General features: G+C 40.9%; 26 protein-coding genes. 14 read left to right on the forward strand and 12 right to left on the reverse strand.

Annotation, left to right across the window (positions count from 1 at the left end; genetic code table 11):
• Positions 1-234: 234 nt before the first annotated feature.
• From H6G28_RS15965 to H6G28_RS15995, 7 genes are all read left to right on the forward strand, one after another.
• Entirely contained in the window at positions 235-579 is a 345-nt protein-coding gene (locus H6G28_RS15965) for a DUF760 domain-containing protein (protein ID WP_190591240.1), read from the forward strand.
• A 285-nt stretch (positions 580-864) separates the two neighbouring features.
• Positions 865-1,287 carry an 8-oxo-dGTP diphosphatase MutT gene (mutT, locus tag H6G28_RS15970; protein ID WP_190672099.1) on the forward strand — a complete coding sequence of 141 codons (423 nt, stop codon included), beginning with the start codon at positions 865-867 and terminating at the stop codon, positions 1,285-1,287.
• A gap of 96 nt (positions 1,288-1,383) precedes the next feature.
• Positions 1,384-2,166, forward strand: a complete 783-nt coding sequence (locus H6G28_RS15975) for a DUF4058 family protein (RefSeq protein WP_190591242.1) — start codon at positions 1,384-1,386, stop codon at positions 2,164-2,166.
• 187 nt (positions 2,167-2,353) lie between these two features.
• Positions 2,354-2,812 (forward strand): CBS domain-containing protein, encoded by a 459-nt coding sequence (locus H6G28_RS15980; RefSeq protein WP_190672294.1) that lies wholly within the window; start codon positions 2,354-2,356, stop codon positions 2,810-2,812.
• Positions 2,813-2,932: 120 nt separating this feature from the next.
• On the forward strand, positions 2,933-3,598 hold the full coding sequence (nblB, locus tag H6G28_RS15985) for a phycobilisome degradation protein NblB (RefSeq protein WP_190591243.1): 666 nt from the start codon (positions 2,933-2,935) through the stop codon (positions 3,596-3,598).
• A gap of 105 nt (positions 3,599-3,703) precedes the next feature.
• A complete protein-coding gene (locus H6G28_RS15990) occupies positions 3,704-3,889 on the forward strand; it encodes a DUF6888 family protein (protein WP_190672297.1) in 186 nt (61 codons plus the stop codon).
• Complete coding sequence (locus tag H6G28_RS15995; RefSeq protein WP_190672101.1) at positions 3,879-4,109, forward strand: DUF6887 family protein; 231 nt, start codon at positions 3,879-3,881, stop codon at positions 4,107-4,109. The genes H6G28_RS15990 and H6G28_RS15995 overlap by 11 nt, the downstream gene beginning before the upstream one ends.
• Here the strand turns inward: H6G28_RS15995 and H6G28_RS16000 are convergent.
• Together H6G28_RS16000 and H6G28_RS16005 are read right to left on the reverse strand one after the other, a co-directional pair.
• Entirely contained in the window at positions 4,106-4,702 is a 597-nt protein-coding gene (locus H6G28_RS16000) for a Uma2 family endonuclease (protein WP_190672104.1), read from the reverse strand. The two genes, H6G28_RS15995 and H6G28_RS16000, sit on opposite strands and share 4 nt — an antisense overlap.
• Before the next feature lie 163 nt (positions 4,703-4,865).
• On the reverse strand, positions 4,866-7,022 hold the full coding sequence (locus H6G28_RS16005; protein ID WP_190672107.1) for a WD40 repeat domain-containing serine/threonine-protein kinase: 2,157 nt from the start codon (positions 7,020-7,022) through the stop codon (positions 4,866-4,868).
• A gap of 277 nt (positions 7,023-7,299) precedes the next feature.
• On the opposite strand from H6G28_RS16005, the gene H6G28_RS16010 reads away from it, so the two are divergent.
• Entirely contained in the window at positions 7,300-7,548 is a 249-nt protein-coding gene (locus tag H6G28_RS16010) for a DUF6887 family protein (protein WP_190672110.1), read from the forward strand.
• A 1-nt stretch (position 7,549) separates the two neighbouring features.
• Here the strand turns inward: H6G28_RS16010 and H6G28_RS16015 are convergent, their stop codons facing one another.
• The 3 genes from H6G28_RS16015 to rpaB form a co-directional block, all read right to left on the reverse strand.
• Entirely contained in the window at positions 7,550-8,068 is a 519-nt protein-coding gene (locus H6G28_RS16015; RefSeq protein ID WP_190672114.1) for a DUF456 domain-containing protein, read from the reverse strand.
• 13 nt (positions 8,069-8,081) lie between these two features.
• A complete protein-coding gene (locus H6G28_RS16020) occupies positions 8,082-8,741 on the reverse strand; it encodes a cofactor assembly of complex C subunit B (RefSeq protein WP_190672117.1) in 660 nt (219 codons plus the stop codon).
• 122 nt (positions 8,742-8,863) lie between these two features.
• Entirely contained in the window at positions 8,864-9,592 is a 729-nt protein-coding gene (rpaB, locus tag H6G28_RS16025; RefSeq protein WP_010997963.1) for a response regulator transcription factor RpaB, read from the reverse strand.
• A gap of 176 nt (positions 9,593-9,768) precedes the next feature.
• On the opposite strand from rpaB, the gene radA reads away from it, so the two are divergent.
• The 3 genes from radA (at position 9,769) to H6G28_RS16040 (ending at position 12,982) form a co-directional block, all read left to right on the forward strand.
• Entirely contained in the window at positions 9,769-11,337 is a 1,569-nt protein-coding gene (gene radA, locus H6G28_RS16030; protein WP_190672119.1) for a DNA repair protein RadA, read from the forward strand.
• A gap of 50 nt (positions 11,338-11,387) precedes the next feature.
• Complete coding sequence (locus H6G28_RS16035) at positions 11,388-12,122, forward strand: Uma2 family endonuclease (RefSeq protein WP_190591248.1); 735 nt, start codon at positions 11,388-11,390, stop codon at positions 12,120-12,122.
• 389 nt (positions 12,123-12,511) lie between these two features.
• Entirely contained in the window at positions 12,512-12,982 is a 471-nt protein-coding gene (locus tag H6G28_RS16040; protein ID WP_190672122.1) for a hypothetical protein, read from the forward strand.
• Positions 12,983-13,250: 268 nt separating this feature from the next.
• Here the strand turns inward: H6G28_RS16040 and H6G28_RS16045 are convergent, their stop codons facing one another.
• The 6 genes from H6G28_RS16045 to H6G28_RS16070 form a co-directional block, all read right to left on the reverse strand.
• Positions 13,251-13,451, reverse strand: a complete 201-nt coding sequence (locus tag H6G28_RS16045; protein ID WP_242054596.1) for a type II toxin-antitoxin system RelE/ParE family toxin — start codon at positions 13,449-13,451, stop codon at positions 13,251-13,253.
• Entirely contained in the window at positions 13,448-13,714 is a 267-nt protein-coding gene (locus tag H6G28_RS16050; RefSeq protein WP_190672126.1) for a ribbon-helix-helix domain-containing protein, read from the reverse strand. The genes H6G28_RS16045 and H6G28_RS16050 overlap by 4 nt, the downstream gene beginning before the upstream one ends.
• Positions 13,715-13,930: 216 nt before the next feature.
• Positions 13,931-15,235, reverse strand: coding sequence for a Rid family detoxifying hydrolase (locus tag H6G28_RS16055; protein ID WP_190672299.1), 1,305 nt, complete (start codon positions 15,233-15,235; stop codon positions 13,931-13,933).
• Between the two features lie 466 nt (positions 15,236-15,701).
• Positions 15,702-16,547, reverse strand: a complete 846-nt coding sequence (gene cysW, locus H6G28_RS16060) for a sulfate ABC transporter permease subunit CysW (RefSeq protein WP_190672129.1) — start codon at positions 16,545-16,547, stop codon at positions 15,702-15,704.
• The gene (cysT, locus tag H6G28_RS16065; protein WP_190672133.1) at positions 16,534-17,412 is read right to left on the reverse strand and encodes a sulfate ABC transporter permease subunit CysT; all 879 of its coding nucleotides are present in this window, start codon (positions 17,410-17,412) and stop codon (positions 16,534-16,536) included. The genes cysW and cysT overlap by 14 nt, the downstream gene beginning before the upstream one ends.
• 106 nt (positions 17,413-17,518) lie before the next feature.
• The gene (locus H6G28_RS16070; protein WP_190672136.1) at positions 17,519-18,655 is read right to left on the reverse strand and encodes a sulfate ABC transporter substrate-binding protein; all 1,137 of its coding nucleotides are present in this window, start codon (positions 18,653-18,655) and stop codon (positions 17,519-17,521) included.
• Between the two features lie 302 nt (positions 18,656-18,957).
• Between H6G28_RS16070 and H6G28_RS16075 the strand changes: the two genes are divergently transcribed.
• A complete protein-coding gene (locus H6G28_RS16075) occupies positions 18,958-19,818 on the forward strand; it encodes an N-acetylmuramoyl-L-alanine amidase (RefSeq protein WP_190672138.1) in 861 nt (286 codons plus the stop codon).
• A gap of 373 nt (positions 19,819-20,191) precedes the next feature.
• Here H6G28_RS16075 and H6G28_RS16080 read toward each other — a convergent pair whose 3' ends face one another.
• Positions 20,192-23,992 carry a HEAT repeat domain-containing protein gene (locus H6G28_RS16080; RefSeq protein ID WP_190672141.1) on the reverse strand — a complete coding sequence of 1,267 codons (3,801 nt, stop codon included), beginning with the start codon at positions 23,990-23,992 and terminating at the stop codon, positions 20,192-20,194.
• 171 nt (positions 23,993-24,163) lie between these two features.
• Here H6G28_RS16080 and H6G28_RS16085 point away from each other — a divergent pair, with 171 nt between their 5' ends.
• Both H6G28_RS16085 and H6G28_RS16090 read left to right on the forward strand, forming a co-directional pair.
• Positions 24,164-24,403, forward strand: a complete 240-nt coding sequence (locus H6G28_RS16085) for a hypothetical protein (protein ID WP_190672144.1) — start codon at positions 24,164-24,166, stop codon at positions 24,401-24,403.
• A gap of 663 nt (positions 24,404-25,066) precedes the next feature.
• Positions 25,067-25,459: a hypothetical protein gene (locus H6G28_RS16090; RefSeq protein WP_190591257.1), complete on the forward strand. Its 393-nt coding sequence runs from the start codon at positions 25,067-25,069 to the stop codon at positions 25,457-25,459.
• Positions 25,460-25,561 lie beyond the last annotated feature (102 nt).

Consider the following 25,561-nt stretch of genomic DNA (forward strand, 5'->3'; position numbering starts at 1 on the left):
TTTTTGCGTAAGTCCTAAGTAGTTCACAAATGACCAATAACCAATGACTAAATAACTATTAGGCGAGAAAATACTCCGGTTTTGGTACGGTTACACCGACTTCTATATGAGAATGTGCCTGTTAAATTATTTAACAGGAACAATAAAAGGGCAGCGATCGTTAAATATAAGACAGGCACATCTTATCTCAGTTGCAAACATAGCCACCAGCAACAGTAGTACAGGAGGTTAAACGTGAGTAACCAATCTAATCGAGTCTCAGAAGAATTTTTCCCCAGCGACGCATCAGAAACCAGTAACTTACTGTGGCAATATGTTAAATCTTTAAGTCCCGAAACAGTAAGCCATTTATCTAAACCAACATCTCCCGAAGTCTTCCAAGTCATGGAACGTAACATTGTGGGGTTGTTAGGTAACTTACCTCCAGAACACTTTAATATGACCATTACAACCAGCCGGGAAAGTCTTGGTCGTCTATTGGCCTCCGCAATGATTAGTGGTTATTTCCTGCGTAACGCTGAACAACGTATGGACTTTGAAATGGCGCTACAAGGCACAGAAACCGATAATCAAGAATAGGAATAGAGACAAGGGAAGAAGATGTTTAGACATTAGATTTCTCAGAATAGATTAATCAATAGTTCTGAAATCAAAACTTGTAGCTTTGGGCGACTTCTGCGACAATATTTAAGCAATTACAAGAAATTTGACTATCAATCATATAAACTCGGCAGATTCAAAATTATCCTGCCGAGTTTTTTGATCAGTCTGCGAGATCCCCGACTTCTTCAAGAAGTCGGGTATCTGACCACTCCAGTTGATTAGATAAATCACTAAATCTGTAATCTAAAATCTAAAATTGATATGACTTCTATTCCACATAAAATTATTGGTGTCGCCGTCATTTGGAATGACCAGCAGCAAGTTTTAATTGACCGTCGTCGTCAGCAAGGTGCAATGGGTGGTTTATGGGAATTTCCTGGGGGCAAAATTGAACCAGGAGAAACCATAGAAGAATGTATCCGGCGAGAAATAGCCGAAGAACTAGGTATAGAAATTGTAGTCAAAGACCATCTCATCACCATCGACCATACTTATACTCAATTGCGTGTAACTTTAACAGTGCATCACTGTCACCTGTTATCAGGTATTCCCCAACCGCTAGAATGTGAGGAAGTTCGCTGGGTCAGCTTAGATGAATTAGAAAATTATGCTTTTCCCGAAGCTAATGGTCAAATTATCGCCGCTTTAAAAAGTGCTGAGTATAAATTTCTGAGTGCTGAGTAAAGCAGTTCAGTTAAGAGAATAGTAGCGATAGCGTAACCCAACAAAGTCTGAGTAAAGCAGTCTTTTAACTTTTGACTTTTAACTTTTTACTTACTTATGCCTTCTCCATTTCCTGGGATGAATCCCTATCTAGAGCATCCAGCATTATGGTCTGGGATTCATCATCGCTTAATAACTGCGATCGCTAATGATTTATCACCACAAATTCGACCAAAATATATTGTGGCGATTGAAGAGCGTGTTTATCAAAGTAGCGGTGAGGAATCTTTATTAATTGGTGTTCCTGATGTATCAGTGCAACGAGCGAGGACTAACATCAATCAACCTAATAATATCGCCCTTGTTACTCCCAATGTTGAGCCAATAGAAGTAACAATTCCTTTGCCAGAAGTCATAACAGAAGGTTATTTAGAAATTCGGGCAGTACAAACCAATGAAGTTGTTACAGCCATTGAAGTTCTATCCCCTAAGAATAAGCAATCTGTGATGGGTCGCTTGCAATATGAAACGAAACGTCAAACAGTCTTAGGCAGTTCTACTCATTTGGTTGAAATTGATTTACTCCGTCAGGGAAAACCAATGCCGATTTTGGGTAAAACCATAGAAAGCGATTATCGAATTTTAGTGAGCCGCAGCGAAGTCCGTCCCAAAGCAGAACTCTATGGTTTTAATCTCAAAGATACTATTCCTCAATTTGCCTTACCTTTGTACCCAGAAGACCAAGAACCATTCTTAAATCTCCAAAAGGTCATCAATGATATTTATGACCAAGGTAGTTATGACTTGAGAATTGATTACACTCGTGACCCCATACCTGCACTATCAGTCACAGATACAGCTTGGCTAAGTGAACTGCTGCGTCAACAAGGTTTAAGGTGAAATGAGCAAATGACAAAAAAACTACTCCCCATTCCCTACTTCCTACCTCCGTTTGGTGAGCGCAGTCGAACCACTGCCTTCTGCCATAACATTGTCCGCAAGTAACAATCTATTAATTCAATTCAGTTCATCCCGGCAATTTTCTACAATAATGCCAGAGACTGTAAAAAATGGTGTCAGCAAGCAAATGTCTAGAAATGTTGACGACGTAATGAGCCGCAACCCGATTGTTGTTCGGCCGGAAACTCCTCTAAAGGAAGCTATTCAAATTTTGGCAGAGAAACGCATCAGTGGGCTGCCTGTGGTGGATGATGTCGGTCAACTGGTGGGGATTATCTCGGAAACTGACTTGATGTGGCAAGAAACTGGTGTAACTCCGCCTGCCTACATTATGTTTTTGGATAGTGTGATTTATTTAAAAAATCCTGCCACTTACGATCGCGATTTACATAAAGCCTTGGGGCAAACCGTGGGAGAAGTGATGAGTAAACATCCGGTCACTATTTCCCCCAACAAAACCTTAAAAGAAGCAGCACAAATGATGCACGATCGCAATGTGCATCGCTTACCTGTATTAGATAACCAAGGTCAAGTTGTTGGCATTCTTACCCGTGGTGATGTGATTCGGGCAATGGCAGCAAGTTAATCATGGTCATTAGTCATTAGTCCTTTGTCATTAGTTAGGAGTTTCTTGACTATTGACTATGGACATTTGACGATTAACTATGGAGATTTTTTAAAACATTTTAGAAGTTAGGATCATTAAATGAGTATTACTCCTGAGTCGGTAAGACAAATGCTCAGTTCTGAAGATTTGGGCGATCGCCTGCGTGCTGTCAATCAAATCCGCGAATTAGAACCCGCAGTTGGTTTAGAACTTGTGCAGATTGCTATAGGTGATAGCAACTCAAGAGTGCGTTACTCAGCCGTGAGTCAGATGGATACACTCGGTAGCCAAGATTTGCAATTGTCTTTGGATATTTTACGCGATCGCTTGATCAATGACCCCGAAGCCGATGTGCAAGCCGCCGCCGCCGATTGTTTAGGTGCGCTCAAATTACACGATGCTTTTGTAGATTTACAGCACCTTTACCACTCTACTAATGAGTGGCTAGTTCAATTCAGCATCATTGCGGCATTAGGTGAATTAGGTGATCCGCGTTCTTTTGACTTACTCCAAGAAGCCCTGTCATCCGAGAACGAATTAGTCCAAACTGCTGCGATTAGTTCCTTTGGTGATTTAGGAAATACCGCCGCAATTCCTTTATTAGCACCATACTCTACTAATCCCGATTGGCAAATGCGTTATAGAGTCGCCCAAGCTTTAGCCAGACTGGGTGGCGCAGAAGCCAAAGCGATATTGGAAACTATGGTGAATGATCAAGTCGAAGCAGTCGCCACAGAAGCACAGAAATCTTTGCAGACTTTTTAGTGATTCGTTAATTTAGGCGATCGCACCGTTGTGAGTTGCAGGTGCGATCGCTTGCCACATCAGAAAAGTCTTAAGATTCTTTGTGTCACAATTGAGGAAAAGAATATTTATCCTACAACCCGGCAAGCACTGATGTGTATGATTATTTGCCAGTATTTGTCCAATTTCTACCGGGAAATTCAGCTATTTCGTTTTAGTGACAAAACTGGCAATGTGTTTATTTTGGCAGGTGATGAACTGCAAATCCTGGTATTTCGTGATGGAACTTGGAGATTTGTCAATGAAGCCTAATTTTGCCCAGATGTCTACAAAAGAATTGAGAGCTTATGTACTGGCTCATCGAGAAGATATAGAAGCATTGGAAATTTTATTTAGCCGTCGGACTCCTGATTCCCAAGCAATTATCTATCCATCAATGTTTGCTGAAGATGGTACGCCAATTGAAGAGAATATTCCGATAATTGAGGAAGCGATCGCCAAAATAGTTCAGAGAGAAAATAATCAGGGTTAACTGATTCTATTTAAAAAGGCTGTATATTCATTGATAGCATCATATTGGTCAGCCATTCGTGCATATTTCGCTAATACATCCAAATTTAAATCGGGTAACAAATTACTCTGATTAGCTTTGATATAGCTGTCACCTTGCAAACAATAAACTGATAATAAACCATCTTCCCAAAACCAAACTTCAGCTACTCCCAAACGTCGATAAATTTCTAACTTATTAATTCCACCACTTGTAACAGTTACTTCTAAAATTAAATCGGGAATTGGTTTTTTTGTGCCTAAATTATAAGACTCATCTGGTTCTCGCCGTGTATTGTCTTCCTTTTTACCTATAGTTGCACTTCCCCGTCCATAAAACCGAATATTCTTCATCCGCATATAGACTTCTAGTAACATCGCCAGAGTTTTTTTATTATCCTCGTGGTCATCAGATAGGGGTGACATAATTTCGAGAAGACCATCTAAATAACTTAGCCTTGCGTTTGTCCCAGCAAGAGCAACATCAAGCTGTTCTAACTTTTCCCAACTGACATTGTACAGAAGAACGTAGGAAGTCTCAGCATTACTAGGTTGTTCCAAGACAAGGGAAGACATAAGCTAGACCATAGCGTGGCTTTTTTTATGATAAAACCTAATGTTAATCTTTAATGCAATATGGTGCAGTTAAGAGAATAGTAGGTTGGGTGTAGCGATAGCGTAACCCAACAGAGTATGCGTGAATGTTGGGTTCCGTTCCTCCACCCAACCTACACCTTTTCTATGGTAGCCACCAAACTTTGACGGTTTTGTCCATATTCCCACGGGCAAGGGTTTTGCCATCTGGAGTAATAGCAACAGAATTAACCCCGTAATCATCTTCGAGGTTGAAGATTTCCTCTCTGGTTGCAATATCCCACACTTTAATTGTTTGGTCATGGCTACCACTGACAAGGGTTTTGCCATCTTGACGAAAAGCGACCGAATTAACTTCAGCTTTATGACCTTCTAGGATGTTGATGAGCTTTCCTTTTGCGATATCCCACAGTTTGATGGTTGTATCATTACTACCACTAGCAAGAATTTTGCCGTTTGGACTAAAAGCCAAAGAACGAACTAATTTTGAATGACCAGGGAGAGTCAGGATTTCTTTTCCTGTTGCAATGTCCCACAGTTTGATGTTGTTGATATTGGAGTTTCTGTCCCCACTACCACTAGCAAGAATTTTGCCATCTGGACTAAAAGCCAAGGAACGAACTGCTTCTGAATGACTAGGGAGGGTAAGGATTTCCTTTCCTGTGCCTATATCCCACAGTTTGATGTTGTTGATATTGGAGTTTCTGTCACCACTACCACTAGCAAGCATTTGACCATCTGGACTAAAAGCCAAGGAACGAACTGCTTCTGAATGACCAGGGATAGTCAGAATTTCCCTTCCTGTGCCTATATCCCACAGTTTGATGTCGGAGTTTTTGTCTCCACTACCACTGGCAAGAAGTTGACCATCTGGACTAAAAGCCAAGGAACGAGCTGCTTCTGAATGACCAGGGAGAGTAAAGATTTCCTGTCCTGTGGAGATATCCCACAGTTTGATGTTCGAGTTTTTGTCCCCACTATTACTAGCCAGAATTTTGCCATCTGGGCTGATGGCGATGGGAATAGGTTGATTGTAATTGGAATAACCTTTGAGGACATTTTCCAAAAAGATTTTGTTTGCTTTACTTTGACTAGCTAATTCACTAACATTTGCAATTACTAAATTAGCTGGAAAAAAGCGATCGCGGACATAACCATATACTTGAATTCCTACTAAGGTAATAGCAACACCCAGCAGCAAGTGTTTTGCCAACTTAGCATATCGTCTCGATGGTGGTGGTGATACTTCTGAATTTACTAGTCGCTCTACTAATTTTTCTTTTGTGAGTACTTGATCCTGAGAAGATACTAAAGCAGGTGAGGATGATGGTGAAAATGAAACTAGTTGTTGATGTATTGGTAGTTGTGTAGGTGGTAAGTCGGCAAAGTCTTGCTGGATTTTGGTTATAGAAGGCTGTGGTGGTGGATTTAAATCTTTTAATAATTCTTCCACCGACTCATAACGGTGATGAGATTCTTCTTGCAATAATTTATCTAGCATCTGCCCAAATTCTTGACTTACACCTTGTCGTAAATGATTTCTCCAACTAAAAACCCAGCCATAACCTTGTCGTTTCCACAACTCCCAAGGGTGGGTTCCACTCAACAGGTGAAAGCAAGTTGCACCAACACTATATAAATCACTGGAGGGGAAAGCTTCCCCACCTTGCATTTGTTCCATAGGTGCATAACCAAAAGAACCAATTTGAGTTCCAGCTTGCGTCACTGCTGTTGCGGTCAGTTGCTTGGATGCACCAAAGTCAATCAGTACTAACTTGCCATTACTGTGACGAATAATATTCTCTGGCTTAATATCGCGGTGAATAACTTTTTGTTGATGAACTGTTTTGAGAATATCTAATAAATCCAGCAATAATTCCCTAACTTTATCCTCTGTGAAATGTCCGTGCTGTTGTAATTCTTTTAATAAATTTTGTCCTTCAATAAACTCCTGTACCAAGTACAGACGTTTATCTTCATTAAAATACGCTAACAGTGTGGGGATTTGCGGATGTTTGCCTAACTGTTGCAGTCGCTTTGCTTCTTGTTCAAATAGTTCTGTAGCTTTTTTAAGTGCGCCTGTTCCCTGGACTTGCGGTGCAAATTGCTTAATGACACATGGCTCATTGAGTTTGTCGATATCTTCTGCTAGATAAGTTTTACCAAATCCCCCGCCACCAATTGATTGAATTGGACGATAGCGGTTTCTTAATGCGATTAATGGCCCACCACAGCTAGAGCAGTACTCTACGCCTTCGGGATGGGGTGGGTTGTGGCAAGCTGGATCTAGGCAGCAGGTCATAACTGTGCATCTGTCTGGGGTTGTAGTTATTATCGCTTAAGCATGGACTCATCTGAGTAGTTACCGCAAAATAATTAATAAATGGATGTAAAGTTGATTAAGTCAAGTCAATATTATGCTTGTTAATAGGAAAGTGCTGAGTGCTGAGTGCTGGGTGCTGAGTAGAAACTCAGTATTTTCAAGAGTTTTAGGCACAAACATAGTACTAAACTATATATTCTCGCCTGCCAGAATATTCAAATCATCGTACCCCCTAGGGGATTTTGGAGGTTTTTAAGTGAAACCGAACTTTGAAGCAATGACTAACAAAGAACTGACAGCTTATGTACTTACCCACAGGCATGATGATGAAGCTATTCGGATCTTATTTAGTCGCCGTAACCCTCCAGACTCGGAAGCGACATGGTACGGGCCAATGTTTGCTGAAGATGGTACGCCAATTGAAGAGAATATTCGGATAGCAGAAGAAGCAATTAGACAACGTATTGAACAAGCAGAGAAAAGAAAGCAAGATTCTCAAAGTTAGCTTATCCACCAAATACTTGCGGCCAAGTTGTCACAATAAAAACAGCAACTGCGGCTACTGCTAATAAACCTTGAATCAAATTTCCGACTAATGTACCGACAACAATTCCAATACCTGCTTTCACTGCTGGCCATAATTCTCGGCGGTAAATAAATTCACCGACAATTGCACCTAATAGTGGCCCCAGTAACATTCCGAGTAACGGCCCGCCAAAGGGTAAAGCTGGTAAGAATCCCAAAATTCCTAATACTAACCCTACAACTGCGCCAATTTGTCCCCATTTACTAGCACCTGCTTGTTTTGCGCCGATATAACTGGCTAAAAAATCAACGCCTACACTTAATAGCAAAACAACGACTGTGACTATTAACGGTATCTTAATCGCTGTAAAAGAACCGCTCACAATTCCCCAAATAATAATGGCAGTTAAAATTAAGCTGCTACCAGGAATTGCTGGTACTACAGCACCAATAATTCCCACAACCATTAAGGCAATTAGTAACCAATAAATAATTTGCATAAGTAATTTTTAATTATGAAGCATCAACGCTGATTTGTTGGAGAGTTACGGCTAATTTATCAGCAATGCCAGCAATCCAATTTTCATCTTGTTTGGTGTAACTTCTGGGTGCATTGGCTCCTAAAATCATCGCACCTTGATTGCTAATTGGTTGACAAATTACTCCTTGAGTATTTTCGGGTAAGTAATCAAATTCTATTCTGCCAGGGTAAAGGTTTAATGCTACTAAATAAACTGGCTGTTGTTTTTCGATAACCCGATTGAAGATTGGCCCTGGTACGACTTCTGATTTAGAACCCAGAATACCGCGACGTAACAAAACTTTGCCTTGATATACAACTACCAGCGATCGCGTGACGGTATTCGTTAATATCAAGTGAGATGCCCAGGCTAGTTCTGTTTTCACGGCTTCTGGTAAGTCTTCTGACAGGATAAAACCTTCTTCCCCAATCAGTTCCACAACTTCAGGCGATCGCGGCTGTACTTGCTGCCAAATTAACCCTGTTAAAATTAACACAGCACTCAAAATTACACCCAACACATCGCCACGGGATTGGGATTCTGTAAGTTCTGGTGTTAATAAACGGTTAATCAGCAAAAGTATAGCGCCTAACCCACCAACAACTAGGGGTAAACGGCGCAGAACTCGATTGGGATCATCAGGTTTAGTCATCTTAAGTGCTGAGTGCTGAGTCACCGAAGTTTGCTCAACGCGGGGAACCCGCGCACGCAACTTCTCGCTGAGTGCTGAGTAATGAACGATAAGATTTCATACTTCACACTTCATACTTTCCTTTACTCTTCTCCAGGTTCAATTATGCGTTGAAACAGATAACCTGTACCGCGTGCAGTCAGGATTAATTCTGGGTTACTGGGGTCATCTTCTAATTTTGCTCGTAACCGAGAGATATGCACATCTACCACCCGCGTATCTACATGGCGTTCTGGTGTGTATCCCCAAACTTCTTGCAAAATTTCGGAACGAGAGAAGGCTTCGCCAGAACGACTAACTAGCAATTCTAGTAAACTGAATTCCATTCCTGTCAAGCGAATGCGTTCATCGCCTTTGTAGACTTGGCGTTTGTTGGTATCGATTTTGATATTCCCTACGTGAATTACACCCGAACTGGGGATACCCGACGCACCTGTTTTATCGACACGGCGCAAGACTGAGCGAATCCGCGCTTCTAGTTCTTTGGGGGAGAATGGTTTAACTACGTAGTCATCAGCACCTAATTCTAAACCTGTGATGCGATCGGCAACGTCCCCCAAGGCTGTTAGCATAATGATAGGGACATCTGATTCCTTACGTAATTCTTGACACACGCCGTAGCCATCCAGCTTTGGCATCATCACATCCAACACTACTAAATCAGGATCAGATTTGCGAAAAGTGTCCAACGCTTCTTCACCGTCGCCAGCCGTCACCACATCGTAGCCAATCATCGAAAGGCGCGTTTCTAAAATCCGACGAATGCTGGCTTCATCGTCTACCACCAGAATTTTTTCTTTATGACTTTCCAAGTTTCTCAATTCTCCTTAACTAAAATTTTTCATGATTAATTTTTAATACCATAATATTAAGATATCATTCCCACAATTGATTTGAAAAATGCGGTAGAACCCAGTTTTGTTTGACTTTAGATTTCTGTAAGAATTAAGAAAAAATTAAGAATAATTAACTTAATTAAGATTTAAGAATGCCTAAGCCTAAAACCTTTTACATTTGTAACGAATGTGGTGCAGAATCTCCCCAGTGGTTTGGTAAATGTCCTAATTGCGGAACCTACAATTCTTTAGAAGAACAATTTGCGATTCAATCTTCTGTGGATGTCCCCACAAGAGGCGGAGTCAGCAGTTGGCACAAAGAGCAAAATAATGGTAAGCCTAATGCTAAACCAGCAAAACCGCGAGCTTCACTGACTTTTGATCAAATTAGCGATCGCCAAGTCACGCGCTGGGAATCTGGCTATGGAGAATTAGATCGAGTCTTGGGTGGTGGCATTGTTCCCGGTTCAATGGTGTTAATTGGTGGTGATCCGGGAATTGGGAAATCGACATTATTGTTGCAAGTATCCAATCAACTGGCGCAGAGATATCGTATTCTTTATGTTTCTGGGGAAGAATCAGGACAACAAGTCAAATTGCGGGCTTTGCGTTTGGGTGTGTCTAAACCGATGAATGTAGTTGGGGATGCTAATGATAAACAAACTGAGTCTCAGGAAAATACAGAAGCATCAGAAACATCCGCTACTACCGAAGCATTAGAAGCAGAAGCCCCAGAAGGCATGAGTGCAGACTTGTATGTATTACCAGAAACTGATTTAGAAGAGATTTTACGGGAAATAGATTCCCTCAGACCGAATGTAGCGGTAATTGATAGTATTCAAACAGTATTTTTTCCGGCTTTGACATCTGCGCCTGGTTCGGTAGCCCAGGTAAGGGAATGTACTGCGGCGCTGATGAAAGTGGCGAAGCATGAAGATATTACGATGTTAATTGTGGGACACGTCACCAAAGAAGGTGCGATCGCCGGGCCGAAAGTTTTAGAACACTTAGTAGATACAGTATTGTATTTTGAAGGCGATCGCTTTGCCTCCCACCGCTTATTAAGAACCGTGAAAAACCGCTTCGGGGCCACCCACGAAATCGGTATCTTTGAAATGGTAGAACACGGACTGCGAGAAGTTTCTAACCCTTCAGAGTTATTTTTAGGCAATCGTGATGATCCCGCACCTGGTACAGCCATTGTGGTGGCTTGCGAAGGTACACGCCCGATTGTGGTGGAATTACAAGCCCTTGTTAGTCCGACAAGTTACCCTTCTCCGCGACGGGCTGGAACTGGAGTAGACTACAACCGCTTAGTCCAAATTCTCGCCGTCTTAGAAAAACGTGTGGGGATTCCTATGTCTAAATTAGATTCTTATGTTGCTTCGGCGGGTGGATTGAGTGTAGTAGAACCAGCCGTAGATTTAGGAGTAGCGATCGCGATTGTTGCCAGTTTCCGCGATCGCATTGTTGACCCTGGTACAGTTTTGATTGGGGAAGTCGGCTTGGGTGGACAAGTCCGCGCCGTTTCCCAAATGGAACTGCGGTTAAAAGAAGCAGCTAAATTGGGATTTAAAAGAGCGATCGTCCCGAAAGGCACAAAATTTCCTGACCTTAATCTAGAAATCTTACCAGTATCCAAAGTAATTGATGCAATTATCGCCGCCATCCCCCATCAAACACTAGAAGATAGCGATTTCGATCCCGACGATGACGAATAGGTAACTTTCTTCCCCACTCCCAACTCCCAACTCCCAACTCCCTAGCAAATATGACAGCCACCATCACCCAAACCTACCAAATCACTTGGGAAAAACTACCCGAAGATTATATTCTGCCTGATGAACCAGTGGACAACATCAACCAACCAGCCTTAGCCGCAGCCTTAACCCAAAGCCTAGAACTAGCAGGAAAACTCCCAGTTAATGCGCTGACACCAACAAATTACGGCATTTGCGCCACTTTAAACGGTGCAACAGTTGTCAAAGCACCAGATTGGGCATATATTCCTAACATTACAGTCAGCAGAGAAGAAGTAATTCGCAGTTACACGCCGCAATTAGAAGGAGACATCCCCATAATTGTGATTGAATTTCTCTCTGATAAAGATGGCGGAGAATATTCCATCAAACCAACGTATCCCCCTGGTAAATGGTTTTTTTACGAGTGCATTTTAAAAGTACCAAACTATGCAATTTTTGAACCAGCCAGTGGTAACTTAGAGGTTTATTTGTTAGATAACAACACAGGTAGGTATGCCATACAAAGTCCTAACGAAAACCAACATTACTTGATAGCCGACATGAATCTTTACCTTGGTGTATGGCAAGGTACACATGAAAATCGTACAGGTTATTGGTTGCGCTGGTGGGATGAAAATGGACAATTATTATTGTGGGGTTCTGAGTTAGTTGAACAAGAACGCCAACGTGCAGAACAAGAACGCCAACGTGCAGAAAGACTAGCAGCACAATTACGAGCAGCAGGTATTGAACCACAAGATTAAATTTTTGGTCAATACTTCCATAACATAAGCTTTAATCCCGCACCCCACTCTTCCTTATCTGATACCATTTCACTTTAAAAATGATACGGATATGCAAGTAGCGCCTCGACTTCGCTCGGCGACCAGAAGCAGAGTTGCAGAGGAAGCGATTTCTATCAGTAATTTCGTGAAATGGTATGAACAGTGGGGTTTACTCTGTCTGTATTATTTCAGTTCCGGAAACTGCTTAATTGATATTGGATCTATAGCCATCCTCGATAATTTGCGTTCACAAATTAAATAGGATAGTGAAACTTATTTCGCATTGAGCAACAAAAATTACCTCTAAATTCAGTTGTTCAATTACTAACAATCTTAATTCAGTATTAATTATCGGTTTTCTGGTCAATATGCAGTTATCTAAAAACAACAAAAGCGGATATTTAGCAGCAATTCTCGGTAGTTTTATCGGTGCTGTGCCACTTTTATATTTGGGTGGTTATTTAGGTAGAGAATACGTAATTAAATTTATGCCTAATGCTGAATTAGAAGGTATTATACCACCTTTAATGGGTCAATTTTTAGGTTGGTGGATTGGAGAAGTGCTTGGATGTTGGATAGCTTTACGCTGGCAGAATTATAGAAAGGTAAATAAAACAGTTAAATTATTAGCAATACTAACTCCGATTGGGATCATTATTTGGGTTGTAGCCTTTCTTTTTGCATTCCAATTGCTCAATCGTAGTTTTAGTGATACGGAAATTTTGCAATTACAAAATCAAATTAGACCAATATCTGTCGGTTTATGGATAATTGCCTTAGCATGGCTGGCGAGATTTTTAACAAAACCCCTGCCGCGCGATCGCTACACTTATGAGTAAGCAAACCTCCGTGAGAAACAAGATCCCCGACTTCTCAAAGAAGTCGGGGATCTGAACAAACGCAATTCTCTGAGAATTGGACGTAACGCAGTATCTTTCTCGGTGTGTTAAGCGTTACTATAAAGCATCCTAAAATTTAAGGTTTACTTTAATAAGTCATCTCTTAGTTATCATCTAGTTCTGCAAATAAACTTTCTAAGTCTTGACGACCACTAACAATTCGCAAAATAGTGACTCCATCATTAATAACTTGATACAAAATGATATATCAATTTAGTGGTAAACCACGCAATGAATCTTTAACATGAGCATAGCTACGCCCCATATTGGGAAATTGAGCCAATTTTTGACACTTATTATGAAATTCTCTAAAGATTCTTTCGCCAGCTTCCAAATTTTTATCAAGAAAGTAATTAGCAATATCATTCAAATCACGAATGGCAGATGGCGCAATAATATATCGGCTCATTCCGTACCCTCACGCGCCTTTTGAAACCTGTCGAGTATTTCCATAACTACTGTTTCTCCATCCAAACCTTCCCCTCGTTCAATTTCAGCAATTGCAACATCAACTTTGTGCCGAGTTTCTTCTATCCACGAAATGTAGTCAGTATTTAGTTTCTCTAGCAGTTGAAATGCTATATCAATAACCTCATCTGCATTAGTAAATCTGCCACTAGCGATTTGAGCTTGGATAAATTGCTCATGTTCTGGCTTAAGTTGGATATTCATAATTGTTGCAATTAGCTTTATTTAAATAGTACTAACTCCAGAAACAGTTTAGGAATTAAAACAACTGTATAACCCCAACTTTTCATAGAAGTTGAGGTTATGAGCTAATCTACAGCGTTTTTCATTCTAATGAGCTACATTTATCTAGCCTCTAGTCCCTAGCCTCTATCCCCTATTAACTTGTACTGCACTCAACCGGAAAACGCTGTATCAGTTTCAAACCACTGCGATACAGTCAATTTCTACCATTACATCTTTTGGTAAACGCGACACTTGAACACAAGCACGCGCTGGGGCTGTATCTTCAGGGAAGTATTTAGCATAAACCGCATTCACGGCAGCAAAATCATTCATATCAGCTAAAAACACTGTTGTTTTGACGACATTGGCAAAAGTCGCCCCAGCAGCTTTTAAAATTGCTTCTAAATTTGCTAATACTTGCTCAGTTTGCTTTTTGACATCATCTGTGTAAACAACATCACCGAGTCGAGGATCGATCGCAATTTGTCCAGCCACAAATATCATTTGTCCAGAAGCTGCGATCGCTTGATTATACGGCCCCACTGGTGCAGGTGCTTGATCAGTATTAATAACTTGTCGTGTCATAGATATTACTTTTTCTGGTGATACTACCTGTTTACCGACTTCTACCTCAGAGGCGATCGGTTTGTAAATTTCTCCATCAGGCATTATCGCACCAGTTAGGTCAGCATCTATAAAGCTGGCTCCATAAATATTCGCCCCGGTTAAATCAGCCTTCCTCAAATTTGCACCGTTGAGATTTGCTTTCATTAAATCTGCTGCTTGCAAATCCGCTCTTTCTAGATTTATTCCGTGTAAATCAGCTTTTCTAAAATTTGTATTTCTTAGATTAGCTGCACCTAAATCAGCCTCGGCTAGATTCATCCCTGAAAAATTATATTGAGATAGGTTAGTTCCTCGAATTTTAGTTCGCTGGAAGTTAACTTCTTTAAGTGTTGCGCCAACTATTTTAACTCTGCTTAAGTCAGAACCAGTCAAGTTAACGAAGCTTAAATTAATACGATTCAAATTGGCTCTGACAAAATTTACTTCATTTACAGAGGCTTCTGTTAGGTTGGCATACTCTAAAGTAGCATCACATAAATTAGCATTATCTAACTTGGCATGACTAAAGTTAGCACTAGTGAGATTGGCTTCACTCAAATTAGCATTATCTAAATTGGCGTGACTAAAGTTAACATTACTGATATTTGCTTTACTTAAATTAGCCTCTCTTAAATCAGCCCAACTCAAGTTTAAACTAGGACTTTCTGCTAACTCTGATAAATTTGCACCTATTAAAGAAGCTCTAGAAAAGTTTGTGTTTTGAAGGACAGCTTTACTTAAATTTGCATCATTTAAATCTGCCCCTGTTAAATCAGAACCTTTTAAATCTATTCCTCGTAAGTTTGTACCTTTTAAATTTGCTCCTCGAAGATTTGTTTTCTCGAAATTTCGCTGACCTTGTGAGTACCTTTTTAATAGTTCCTCAGCATCCATAGCATCCATAATGCACCATTGACTACCACTGACACAGTATAATCGCAATGGTTGTATGTCACCAGTATTACTCTCTCTGCGGAGATGATATCAAACCACAACGCTGGGAACAGGGAACAAGTAAGTAATGAGTAATAAGTTAGGACTTATACCAATTTTTTATGAAGCTGCATAAAATCTGATCTCCTTGAACCTCCCCTTCAAAAGACTACGGTGTACACACAAATCCAAATCCGAGTTGAGTGCATCTATCCCGCCTCGGAATCAATTTCGAGTCTCATACATAGCACAAGTCCTCTCAAGAGGACTCAACAAAAGACTCATTCCACTTCACTTGAGTGGACTTTGGTTATCAGCCTGAAACTTTAGTTCAAGGCGGGATGCGGTTTCATAGAGCAAATTTTCGGCTTGTGTGTACACCTTAGCTACTCATTACGCATCAAATTGACATCCTATCTCAAAGCATTCATTCAACGTCTTTGATGCGCGTTTTGCGTTCTAAAATTTCTTTCAGTATTAATGTGACGACGGCTAACAGTGCCAAGAGTACAGCCGCAGAAAAGGCAGCTTCAGTTTCATATTGCTTGTAAGCATCTTCGACAAACAAGGGTAAACTCTGAGTTTTGCCAGCAATGTTACCAGAAACTACCGAAACAGCACCGAATTCGCCCATTGCTCTGGCGTTGGTCAAAATTATGCCGTAAAGTAATCCCCAACGAATGCTAGGTAAGGTGACGCGCCAAAATATTTGCCAATCTTTTGCACCCAAGGTTTTAGCTGCTTCTTCTTGGTCACTACCAAATTCCTCTAATACAGGAATGACTTCTCGTGCGACAAAGGGCATACTAACAAAAGCGGTTGCTAATACCATTCCCGGAAAGGCAAAGATAATTTTAATATCATGAGCTTGGAGAAAAGGGGCAAACCAGCCGTTGCGGCCATAGAGTAAGACAATCATCAACCCAGCGACTACGGGAGAGATAGAAAAGGGTAGGTCGATGATACTTAAAACTATGGCACGACCAGGGAATTTATGTCGCGCGATCGCCCAAGCTGCACACAAGCCAAAAACGGTATTTAACGGTACAGCAATTAACGCCAATATAAACGTTAACCAAGCTGCATGGAGAAACGCTGGGTGGGTTAAGTTGGCAAAAAACGGGCCGACTCCTTTTTTAAAGGCTTGGACAAAAACGTTAATTGCTGGGATGTATTGAATTAATGCTAAATAACCAATGGCAATGCCAATTAAAACTGTCGGAACCCAACTTTTCTGTTGTTTGGGGTTAAATCTTGGCTCATTTACTGTCATATCTTCTCGCCCACGCTTGTAAGAAATTAATTGCCAACAGCAGTATTAAAGAAATTGTCAACAACACCATCCCAATCACAGTCGCGCCAGAATAGTCATACTGCTCTAATCTCTGGAAAATCAACACCGGCGCAATTAAATCTTGAAAGGGTGTATTAGAAGCAATAATTACTGTTGAGCCATACTCACCAACTGCACGGGAAAAACCCAAAGCAACACCCGTCAAAATTGTGGGAAATAAAGGCGGTAAAATGACTTTCAAAAAGGTTTGCCATTGGGAAGCACCCAAACACCAAGCCGCTTCCTCAATGTCATGTTCCATTTCTTGCAATACAGGTTGGACAGTCCTCACCACAAAAGGTAGGGAAATAAATATCATGGCTACACCCACACCCAAGCGAGTGAATGATACTTTAATTCCTAGGGGTGCTAACAGTGAACCAATCCAGCCATTATCGCTGTAAACTGTTGCCAATGTTAAACCCGCTACAGAAGTTGGCAGGGCAAAGGGTAAATCTACTGTGGCATCAATTATCCTTTTTAAAGGAAAGTCGTAACGCACCAAAACCCAGGCAATTAAAGTACCAAATACACCATTGAGTAACGCCGCCCCTATGGATGTCACAAAGGTTACGTTGTAAGTTGCCAAAGCAACATCGCTAGTGGCAATTTCCCAAAACCTAGCAGGTGGTTCGGTACTGGCTTTTAAGAACATAGCTGCTATTGGCAAAAACAACATGAATGTTAGATATGCCAAAGTAATGCGCCATGTCCAAGGCAAATTAATCAACTGATGCAGAAATTTCTTCCAAACAGGAGTTTCGGCAACAATGTCTTGAGGTGATGACGGGGAAGATACAGCCATAAAAAAATATCAATTTATCCTGTGTGATTGGTCATTGGTCGTTGAACAATAAAGCCTTGATGTCCGTTTATTGTTCATTGACTCTTGACCATTGACTCTTGACTAGTTACTTTTTCTTTTGGGCTTGAATCTTGTCAAAAACGCCGCCCTCAGCAAAGAATTTCTTGTCAATTTCACTCCAACCACCGTAATCTTTGACTGTGCCTAATGTTTTAACGCTGGGGAACTTGTCTTTGACTTCTTTGCTTTGGGCTACAGTTTCATCAACTGGTCGGAATCCCAATTTGGCAAATTCTTGCTGTGCTTCTGGAGTGTAGAGATATTTCACAAAAGCTTCTGCTACTTCTCGATTACCATGCTTATCAACATTTTTATCTACCACAGCAACTGGGTTATCGATAGAAATATTTACATCAGGAACGATGTAATTTACTTTTTCACCCTTCTGTTCAGCTAACACAATTTCATTTTCGTAGTTGATTAAGGCATCACCTTGACCTTGTTTGAAAAATGCGTCAGTTGCTTCACGGGCATCTTTAGTCAAAATTGGTACGTTATTATACACTTTTGTGACAAATTCTGTGGCTTTAGCCTCATCTCCGCCAGTCTTAATGACTGCGTTCCACAGTGCTAGGAAGTTCCATTTGGCTACACCAGATGTTTTTGGATCGGCGGTAATTAATTTTACGCCTTCTTTTGATAAATCTGTCCAAGTTTTGATGTTTTTCGGATTACCTTCACGAGTAACGATCGCCGCAACGGATTTCGATACAATACCATTATTGGGAACTTCAGTTTCCCATCCTGCCTCAATCAATCCGGCTTTCTGGATCTTTTCTGTATCTCCAGCCAATGCTAGGTGAACTACATCTGCTTCTAAACCATCGATGACGGCGCGAGTTTGCGAACCAGAACCACCATAACTTTGCTTGAAGGTGACAGTTTGATTATGCTCTTGTTTCCACTTCTCTACAAACTTGGGAATAATTGCTTCGTGAGCAGCTTTAGTCACCGCGAAGGAAACTAAGGTGATTTCCACATTGGATTTATTTGCTGCAACAGGACTAGCAGCAGGTGTAGTACCATCACCAGAACTACTACTATTTCCACCAGAGCAGGCGGACAGCGCCACACTCAAAATAGCTCCTACTAAGGTGAGTGATACAAAACCTTTGAGTGAATTGAGTCTAAACCGATATGGTCTATTCTGAATTTGCTTCAGGGGATGCTGCCAAAATTTCATTCCGTGTTTCCTCTCAATCTACGGTAAACTGATGTATATATGGTTATATACGATTTATGGTACTGGATGATTGCACGTATTAGTAATGTTTAATTGCAAACTCAATAAAAAATTCATATTCTCTATCGACAATAGGGAGATTGTAACAGTTTTGTTGGCAATTAAAAATACTTAAGTAGTTTTGATGAGAGAGGGAGACTTTATTTATTCTTGAAATAAGTCGCATTGGGGCTGTCTGGCAGATGAATTGGTATTGTTGTTTCGATTAAGATGTTTCTAGCTGTATTCTGAAATCTGCCAACATGAGTTTTAGAGAATGGGCAACCAGGGTGCTATTAATTTCTCTAGTGTTTACTGCTTTGAGTGTGGCACTGTTGATTGGCAAAATTAACCAAGCAAAAATCCATCAAACCACCTCATCAAATCAAGAGATGACGACAGCTTGGAGTGAATATCCTCAAGTAAAGTTGCAATCTTCTAAAAATCAATCAGCCAAGTCTCCAGTCATTCCCAGGCAAAATCTTGGCAGATATCGAACTACAGAGGCTTTTGCGAAATATCAACCAAGATATGAGATTGCCATAGTAGACCCTAGTAATTATGGCGATCGCTACACTCAAGATATTTACGGTGTCACACTCACCAATCCAGCTATTATCGTACTCCATGAAACTGGTTATTCTGCCGACAGTGCGATTAATTTCTTTCAAACACCCCACGAAGATGAAAGTGTGCAAGCAAGTTATCATTCCTTAATTAAATTAGATGGCACAGTTGTTTATTTAGTACCACCAGAAAAGCGAGCTTTTGGGGCAGCTAACTCAGTGTTTGAAAGCTTTAATGGCATTGAAACTGTCCAGACTAATCCTAATTTATCACCATCTGTCAATAATTTTGCCTATCACGTTTCTTTAGAAACACCACCCGATGGACGAGGTGATAATTACATCCAAGCTCATAGCGGCTATACTCCAGAACAATATCATTCTCTAGCTTGGTTAATTGCTCAAAGTCAAATTCCCGAAGACCGCATTACTACCCATCAACAAGTTGATCGTTCTGGGCAAAAAATTGACCCAGTAAGTTTTGATTTTGATAAGTTCCTGACTTTACTTAATACCTATCGTCACATCAGTCCAGTTTATCGAGCGCAGGGGTCATAATATAGCAGTTCTTGGTTGGGTGCAGTACATTTTGACCTCTCTCCTACAAGGCTACGGTGTACACACAAATAAATGAAATGTTCGTTGAGTGCATCTATCCCGCCTCGGAATGAATTCCGAGTCTCATAGCGCAAGTCATCTTCAGATGACTCAAAAAAAATTAATTCCAGTCTACTTCAGTAGACTTTTGCTATCAGCCTGGAACTTTAGTTCTAGGCGGGATGCGTTTCATACTGCCTATTTTCGACTTGTGTGTACACGGTAGCCTTAATAAGGGGAGGCTCAAGGGTATCAAATTCTATGCAACTTCATAAAAAATTGGTATAACCACACAAAATTAATTTTCCTACTCTCCATCTTTCACTTTCTCTTGTTAATGCCAAGCTTGATAAAAAGCGGGGTAGGGCATACTTTGGGCGCACGTCCAGATCAATCTGTAGCAAAAATAAAATCGCTCAAAGTCATTTTTGTAAGTTTCAGGTGATAAGTAATTCTTCAACACGGTGACAACATTCGGCATCTGTTCCTCTGACATAATTTTCTTTAAGCTAGATGCCGCTTCTATTAGGGTAAGATCATCCAGTTGTGGTTTGCCGATTAACTCTACCAAAGCAGCGATCGCTGTTTGGTTGCCAGAGCCAATTTGCCCTAAGCTAGATGCCGCTTGCCATCGGGTAGAATAATCCAGTTGTGGATTGCCGATCAACTTTACCAAAGCAGCGATCGCTGTTTGGTTGCCAGAGCCAATTTGCCCTAAGCTAGATGCCGCTTGCCATCGGGTAGAATAATCCAGTTGTGAATTGCCGATTAACTTTACCAAAGTATCAATCGCTTTTTGATTGCCAGAGCCAATTTGCCCTAAGCTAGATGCTGCTTCATTTAGGGTAAAATCATCTAGGATAAGATTATCGAGTTGTAGGACAAAATCATCGAGTCGTAGGATAGAATAATCCAGTTGTGAATTGCCGATTAACTTTACCAAAGCGTTGATCGCTGTTTGGTTGCCAGAGCCAATTTTTCCTAAGCTTTTTGCCGCTTGCCTTCGGATAGAATAATCTAGTTGTGGATTGCCAATTAACTCCACCAAAATATCAATCGCTGTTTGGTTGCCTCGGTCAATTTGCCCTAAGCTTTCTGCCACTCGGCATCGAGTAGAATCATCCAGTTGTGGATTGGCGATTAACTCTACCAAGGCATCAATTGCTTTTTGGTTGTCAGAGCCAATTCTTCCTAAGCTAGATACCGCTTGCCTTCTATAATCTTTCATCTGTGGATTGGCAATTAACTCCACTAAAGCAGCGATCGCTTTTTGGTTGCCAAAGCCAATTTCCCCTAAGCTTTCTGCGGCTTGCTCTCGGATAGAATAATCCAGTTGTGGATTGCCGATGAACTCCACCAAAACATCAATCGCTTTTTGGTTGCCAGAGCCAATTTTCCTTAAGCTTTTTTCCGCTTGCCATACGGTCTTCTCACGATACACTAGTGGATTGGCGATTAACTCCACTAAAGCAGCGATCGCTTTTTGGTTGCCTGGGTCAATTTTCCCTAAGCTTTCTGCCGCTTGCAATTGGGTAGAATAATCCAGTTGTGGATTGGCGATTAACTCCACTAAAGCAGCGATCGCTTTTTGGTTGCCTGGGTCAATTTTCCCTAAGCTTTCTGCCGCTTGCAATCGGGTAGAATAATCCAGTTGAGGATTGGCGATTAACTCCACCAAAGCATCAATTGCTTTTTGGTTGTCAGAGCCAATTCTTCCTAAGCTAGATACCGCTTGCCTTCTATAATCTTTCATCTGTGGATTGGCAATTAACTCCACTAAAGCAGCGATCGCTTTTTGGTTGCCAAAGCCAATTTCCCCTAAGCTTTCTGCTGCTTGCCTTCGGGTAGAATAATCCAGTTCTGGATTGCTGATGAACTCCACCAAAGCATCAATAGCTTTTTGGTTGCCAGAGCCAATTTTCCTTAAGCTTTTTGCCGCTTGACTTCGGGTAGAATTATCCAGTTGTCGATTGCCGATTAACTCAATTAAAACAGCGATCGCTTTTATGCGATTTGTCTGAGGTAGTGCTGTCCTTGCTACCTCTGAGATTGGTGTAAGAAATTCTACCCACTTATTTTGTTCAACCTTAAACTCGCCAAAACCCCATTTAACGATTTCCGCCACAATAGCATCTGCGTAGCAAGAATTTTTCCACTCATCAACCCCCGCAGCAGCGAGAAAATAAGCGCGAAAATCGTAAAATCCTATTGTGACTCTATCATTTCCGCACCCATCATCAAATTCCACCAACGCCTGAATAAACTCTTCTTTCTCCTTTCTCTCCACATCCTCACGTCCCAACCACAGCAAAATCACCTCTTTCCACTGCGGCGCAAAAATGCGATAAACGCCTAGCGTGGGGTTGTCGGGAACATGATTCAGAAACTCGTCCCAATTTTTAACCGCCAACGCTGCAAAATATTCCTCAAATGTGGGATGGTAAAAAGCGTAAACTTTCTCTTTCGTTGCTGATTCCGCAGCCAGTCCAACTTCATTAAGCCATCCCAACTTTAACGCTAACCAAAATAAAGAATCTTCCCTTTTTGCATCGCCTAATTGCTCACGCACAAATTTATGTGTTAGCCGAAACCGTGACTTTTCTTGCTCAATTGCCCGTTTTGCCAAACGTCCCAAGGCTGCGTTTAATTCTTCTTGCTGCTGTTCGGTGGTAGGGAAGCGGTTTTCTTTCCACTTGTAAAACTCTTCTACAAACTGCTGATAAAGTCCGGCTTTAGTTTCTGGTAAACCTTTATCGGAACTTTGCCAAGTGCTACACAACAGCGCCAACCGCAAAGGATTTTTAACTAAATCTTGGATGCGCTGACGTTCAGGTTTATCTAATTCCTGCCATAATCTTTCCCCTTTGTCTACATCCTTGTTGTGAAACCAACGCCCAATAAACTTTTGCACTTGTTGGGGATATGCAAAATTGAGTAACCGATACGTCTCAAAATTTTCTAAAGCGTTGGCGTTTGCTTCCCAAACATTCACCCGACAAGTCAGCACAACCCGCGCATGTTTCACCCATCCCATCAACTGCTGGGAAATCTCAGTTAATGGTTGGGGTGAAGACATTTCATCTGCTGCATCCAAAAACAACCACACAAAATTATTCTTGAATAAATCTGCAAAAAAGTTTTCCTGTTCTTCTGTTACACGCACCACTTCTAAAGCATTCTTCAGCCAATTTTGCAGTAAATAATCTTCTACGCTCTTTCCTTGCAAGTCTGCCAAAGAAATCCAAATTGGTAAACCCAGATGATTGTTTAATATCCAAAAAGCTATAGTTTGCAAATGAGTAGTTTTTCCCGCACCCGGTTCTCCAATTAATGCAATGCGGTGTCCTTGAGTTTTACCAACACCATCACGGATAATTTGCTTTAAAAAAGCCTGATGTTCAAATCGCTGCTTCTCTTCATAACTCGGTTCGTAAAGTTGCGAACCTTGTTCTGGGGAAGTATCCTCGCTGCACTTTTTCGGTTTATTACGTTCCACCAATGCTAAAGGGACATGAATTTCGTCTAACTCAAATTTCATCTCATCATCAGCAAACAGCAACTCATTTGTGGTGAGACGCTTGTGTTTTTGGAGCATAGCGCGGCAGATTTTTTGCCAATAGAAGCTATTATCTGTTGTTTGTTCCTGGGATGTTTCTTTTAAATTTAGCTTTTGGTGGTATTCCTTCCACTTCTGCTTAACCACCTCCAGATTATCTTTTATCGATGCTGTCTGATGTTTTAACGTTAGGGTAAATTTCCAATAACCTGGATTTCTCTTAACTTGTTTGTCTCCTAGCACTTGCAATTTATTTAACCAGTCAAGTGCAGTTTGAAGCTCATCTAACTCATCAACGTTAGATTCTGCTTTTTTTGGGGAAGGTTTTAAAGTTTTGCCAGCTTTTTTAATCTGATTGAGTAAATCTTCTTTCTTTGTACCAACTTCAGTTGTTTTGGTTCTGTTTCCTGTTCTCTGTTCGCTTTTATATCCGGTAATTTGCAGCTTATTAGCATTCCAAACAACGCAAAGTGGAAGTTTTGACTCACACTCCTGTTCTTGTGACAGTTGTAGCAATGCTTCTACCAGACTGAGTACATTGTCTAAAGCTGATTCATCCTTACGAAGATTTCTTGACATCAGTCAAATATAAAGAAAATATAAATAATTTGTAATTACCCAAACAAACAAGCTTCCCCAAGCCGCAAAAGCTGACGATACAAGCATTATAGACTTTGTGTGGGGGATGTGTCTGGGGAAACACCCAAAAAAATAATTCACCTTGTCAGCTTAAAAACAAGGTGAGTTCAGATGTCAGCTAAAAAATCAGGTAAGAGTGCAAGTCAAAAAGCTATTACTTTCTTGCTAATTCTGCAAACAATATTAATTGGCGTAAATGCCGAAAACCGCCTTCAGCAAGGAGACTCAGCAATTGAGGTTTTAATGTGGATGATTAATCAGTGTATTCCAGTCTTGAAACAAGCTAGGAGTTTGCAAGAAAAACAAAAAAAGAGCTTGTTACCCACACATCGCCGTTCTGAGGAGCAATAATATTACAAGAAACTCTTTGCAGAGCTACGGTGTGGTGTACACAAATCAAATTACCCCCCTTAGTCCCCCCTTGGAAAGGGGGGAAAAAGAGAAATTTAGTTCCCTCCCCTTTCCAAGGGGAGGGTTAGGGTGGGGTAAAACCTTGTTAATCAGCTATTTCAGATTTGTGTGTACACCATAGCTTTAGCAATAGGTGGGCTTCTTTAGGTTAAATATAGGACTTACGCAAAAACACTCTCGAATCCTCTTAACTTCGTGTCCTACCCTGCGGGAAGCCGCTATCGCGTCTATGCGCCCTTTTTGGTTCGTTTTTTCATGATTCTGCGTAAGTCCTGAAATAAATAATCAAGTGAACAAGCTTATTTGTTCACAACGCAAGTTTATTCATTCACAACGCAAGTTTATTCATTCACAATACAAGTCTATTCATTCACAATACAAATCTATTTATTCACAACACAAATTCATTCATTCACAACACAAGTCTATTCGTTCACAACACAAATCTGTTTTCAACGATTTATTATTTTTTGTCGTAAAAATACTGAGTTAGTAATCAAACCTTATTACAAAAAACATTTTATTTTGTAAGTTTTACTGAACCAATAAATCGCTCTATTGAGACACCTTAGAAAGATAAAGTTTAGTAAAGGCTATCCATTGATGCCACGCAAACAAAAAGGCTCTCCGGTACTAGAAAAAACAGAACAGAGATTAATCGGATTTAAATCAATTGATTCTAGCTTGGACTTTGGTGATTCCATCAGTTTAAACCATTTAACTGAGTTAACAGAGCAACTCCGCCAGGAGCTTGACCAGTATAATATGATGCTAACTGCCCTTGATACAGCCAAAGCAAACATACAAACCCTGGAAAAGACCATTCGTGAAACTTCAGAACGCTTGGTTAGTGGTGTGGTGTTGAGGTATGGCAAAGACAGCCGAGAATACGAAATGACAGGTGGAGTACGCAAAAGCGATCGCATTCGTAAAGCCACCATTACCCGGTTAAAATCGACCGCAGACTCAAAATTAGCTTCTACACAGACGGCGTAACAAGCAACAAATAGGCATCATATTGTGTCCGCTAAAACACTTATCATTAAGACCGCAGGGGGGCAAGGGAGCAGAGGAGCAGGGGAGAGAATTTTATCTTTT

Origin of the sequence: Nostoc sp. FACHB-190 (assembly GCF_014696905.1) — a bacterium.
GTDB lineage: Bacteria > Cyanobacteriota > Cyanobacteriia > Cyanobacteriales > Nostocaceae > Nostoc_B.

Excerpts from the sequence above, each read along its gene's own strand:
- mutT (WP_190672099.1), top strand. The coding sequence starts at position 865 with ATGACTTCTATTCCACATAAAATTATTGGTGTCGCCGTCATTTGGAAT.
- H6G28_RS15975 (WP_190591242.1), top strand. The coding sequence starts at position 1,384 with ATGCCTTCTCCATTTCCTGGGATGAATCCCTATCTAGAGCATCCAGCA.
- H6G28_RS15980 (WP_190672294.1), top strand. The coding sequence starts at position 2,354 with ATGTCTAGAAATGTTGACGACGTAATGAGCCGCAACCCGATTGTTGTT.
- nblB (WP_190591243.1), top strand. The coding sequence starts at position 2,933 with ATGAGTATTACTCCTGAGTCGGTAAGACAAATGCTCAGTTCTGAAGAT.
- H6G28_RS15995 (WP_190672101.1), top strand. The coding sequence starts at position 3,879 with ATGAAGCCTAATTTTGCCCAGATGTCTACAAAAGAATTGAGAGCTTAT.
- H6G28_RS16000 (WP_190672104.1), bottom strand. The coding sequence starts at position 4,702 with ATGTCTTCCCTTGTCTTGGAACAACCTAGTAATGCTGAGACTTCCTAC.
- H6G28_RS16005 (WP_190672107.1), bottom strand. The coding sequence starts at position 7,022 with ATGACCTGCTGCCTAGATCCAGCTTGCCACAACCCACCCCATCCCGAA.
- H6G28_RS16015 (WP_190672114.1), bottom strand. The coding sequence starts at position 8,068 with ATGCAAATTATTTATTGGTTACTAATTGCCTTAATGGTTGTGGGAATT.
- H6G28_RS16020 (WP_190672117.1), bottom strand. The coding sequence starts at position 8,741 with ATGACTAAACCTGATGATCCCAATCGAGTTCTGCGCCGTTTACCCCTA.
- radA (WP_190672119.1), top strand. The coding sequence starts at position 9,769 with ATGCCTAAGCCTAAAACCTTTTACATTTGTAACGAATGTGGTGCAGAA.
- H6G28_RS16035 (WP_190591248.1), top strand. The coding sequence starts at position 11,388 with ATGACAGCCACCATCACCCAAACCTACCAAATCACTTGGGAAAAACTA.
- H6G28_RS16040 (WP_190672122.1), top strand. The coding sequence starts at position 12,512 with ATGCAGTTATCTAAAAACAACAAAAGCGGATATTTAGCAGCAATTCTC.
- H6G28_RS16045 (WP_242054596.1), bottom strand. The coding sequence starts at position 13,451 with ATGAGCCGATATATTATTGCGCCATCTGCCATTCGTGATTTGAATGAT.
- H6G28_RS16050 (WP_190672126.1), bottom strand. The coding sequence starts at position 13,714 with ATGAATATCCAACTTAAGCCAGAACATGAGCAATTTATCCAAGCTCAA.
- H6G28_RS16055 (WP_190672299.1), bottom strand. The coding sequence starts at position 15,235 with ATGGATGCTGAGGAACTATTAAAAAGGTACTCACAAGGTCAGCGAAAT.
- cysW (WP_190672129.1), bottom strand. The coding sequence starts at position 16,547 with ATGACAGTAAATGAGCCAAGATTTAACCCCAAACAACAGAAAAGTTGG.
- cysT (WP_190672133.1), bottom strand. The coding sequence starts at position 17,412 with ATGGCTGTATCTTCCCCGTCATCACCTCAAGACATTGTTGCCGAAACT.
- H6G28_RS16070 (WP_190672136.1), bottom strand. The coding sequence starts at position 18,655 with ATGAAATTTTGGCAGCATCCCCTGAAGCAAATTCAGAATAGACCATAT.
- H6G28_RS16075 (WP_190672138.1), top strand. The coding sequence starts at position 18,958 with ATGAGTTTTAGAGAATGGGCAACCAGGGTGCTATTAATTTCTCTAGTG.
- H6G28_RS16080 (WP_190672141.1), bottom strand. The coding sequence starts at position 23,992 with ATGTCAAGAAATCTTCGTAAGGATGAATCAGCTTTAGACAATGTACTC.
- H6G28_RS16085 (WP_190672144.1), top strand. The coding sequence starts at position 24,164 with ATGTCAGCTAAAAAATCAGGTAAGAGTGCAAGTCAAAAAGCTATTACT.
- H6G28_RS16090 (WP_190591257.1), top strand. The coding sequence starts at position 25,067 with ATGCCACGCAAACAAAAAGGCTCTCCGGTACTAGAAAAAACAGAACAG.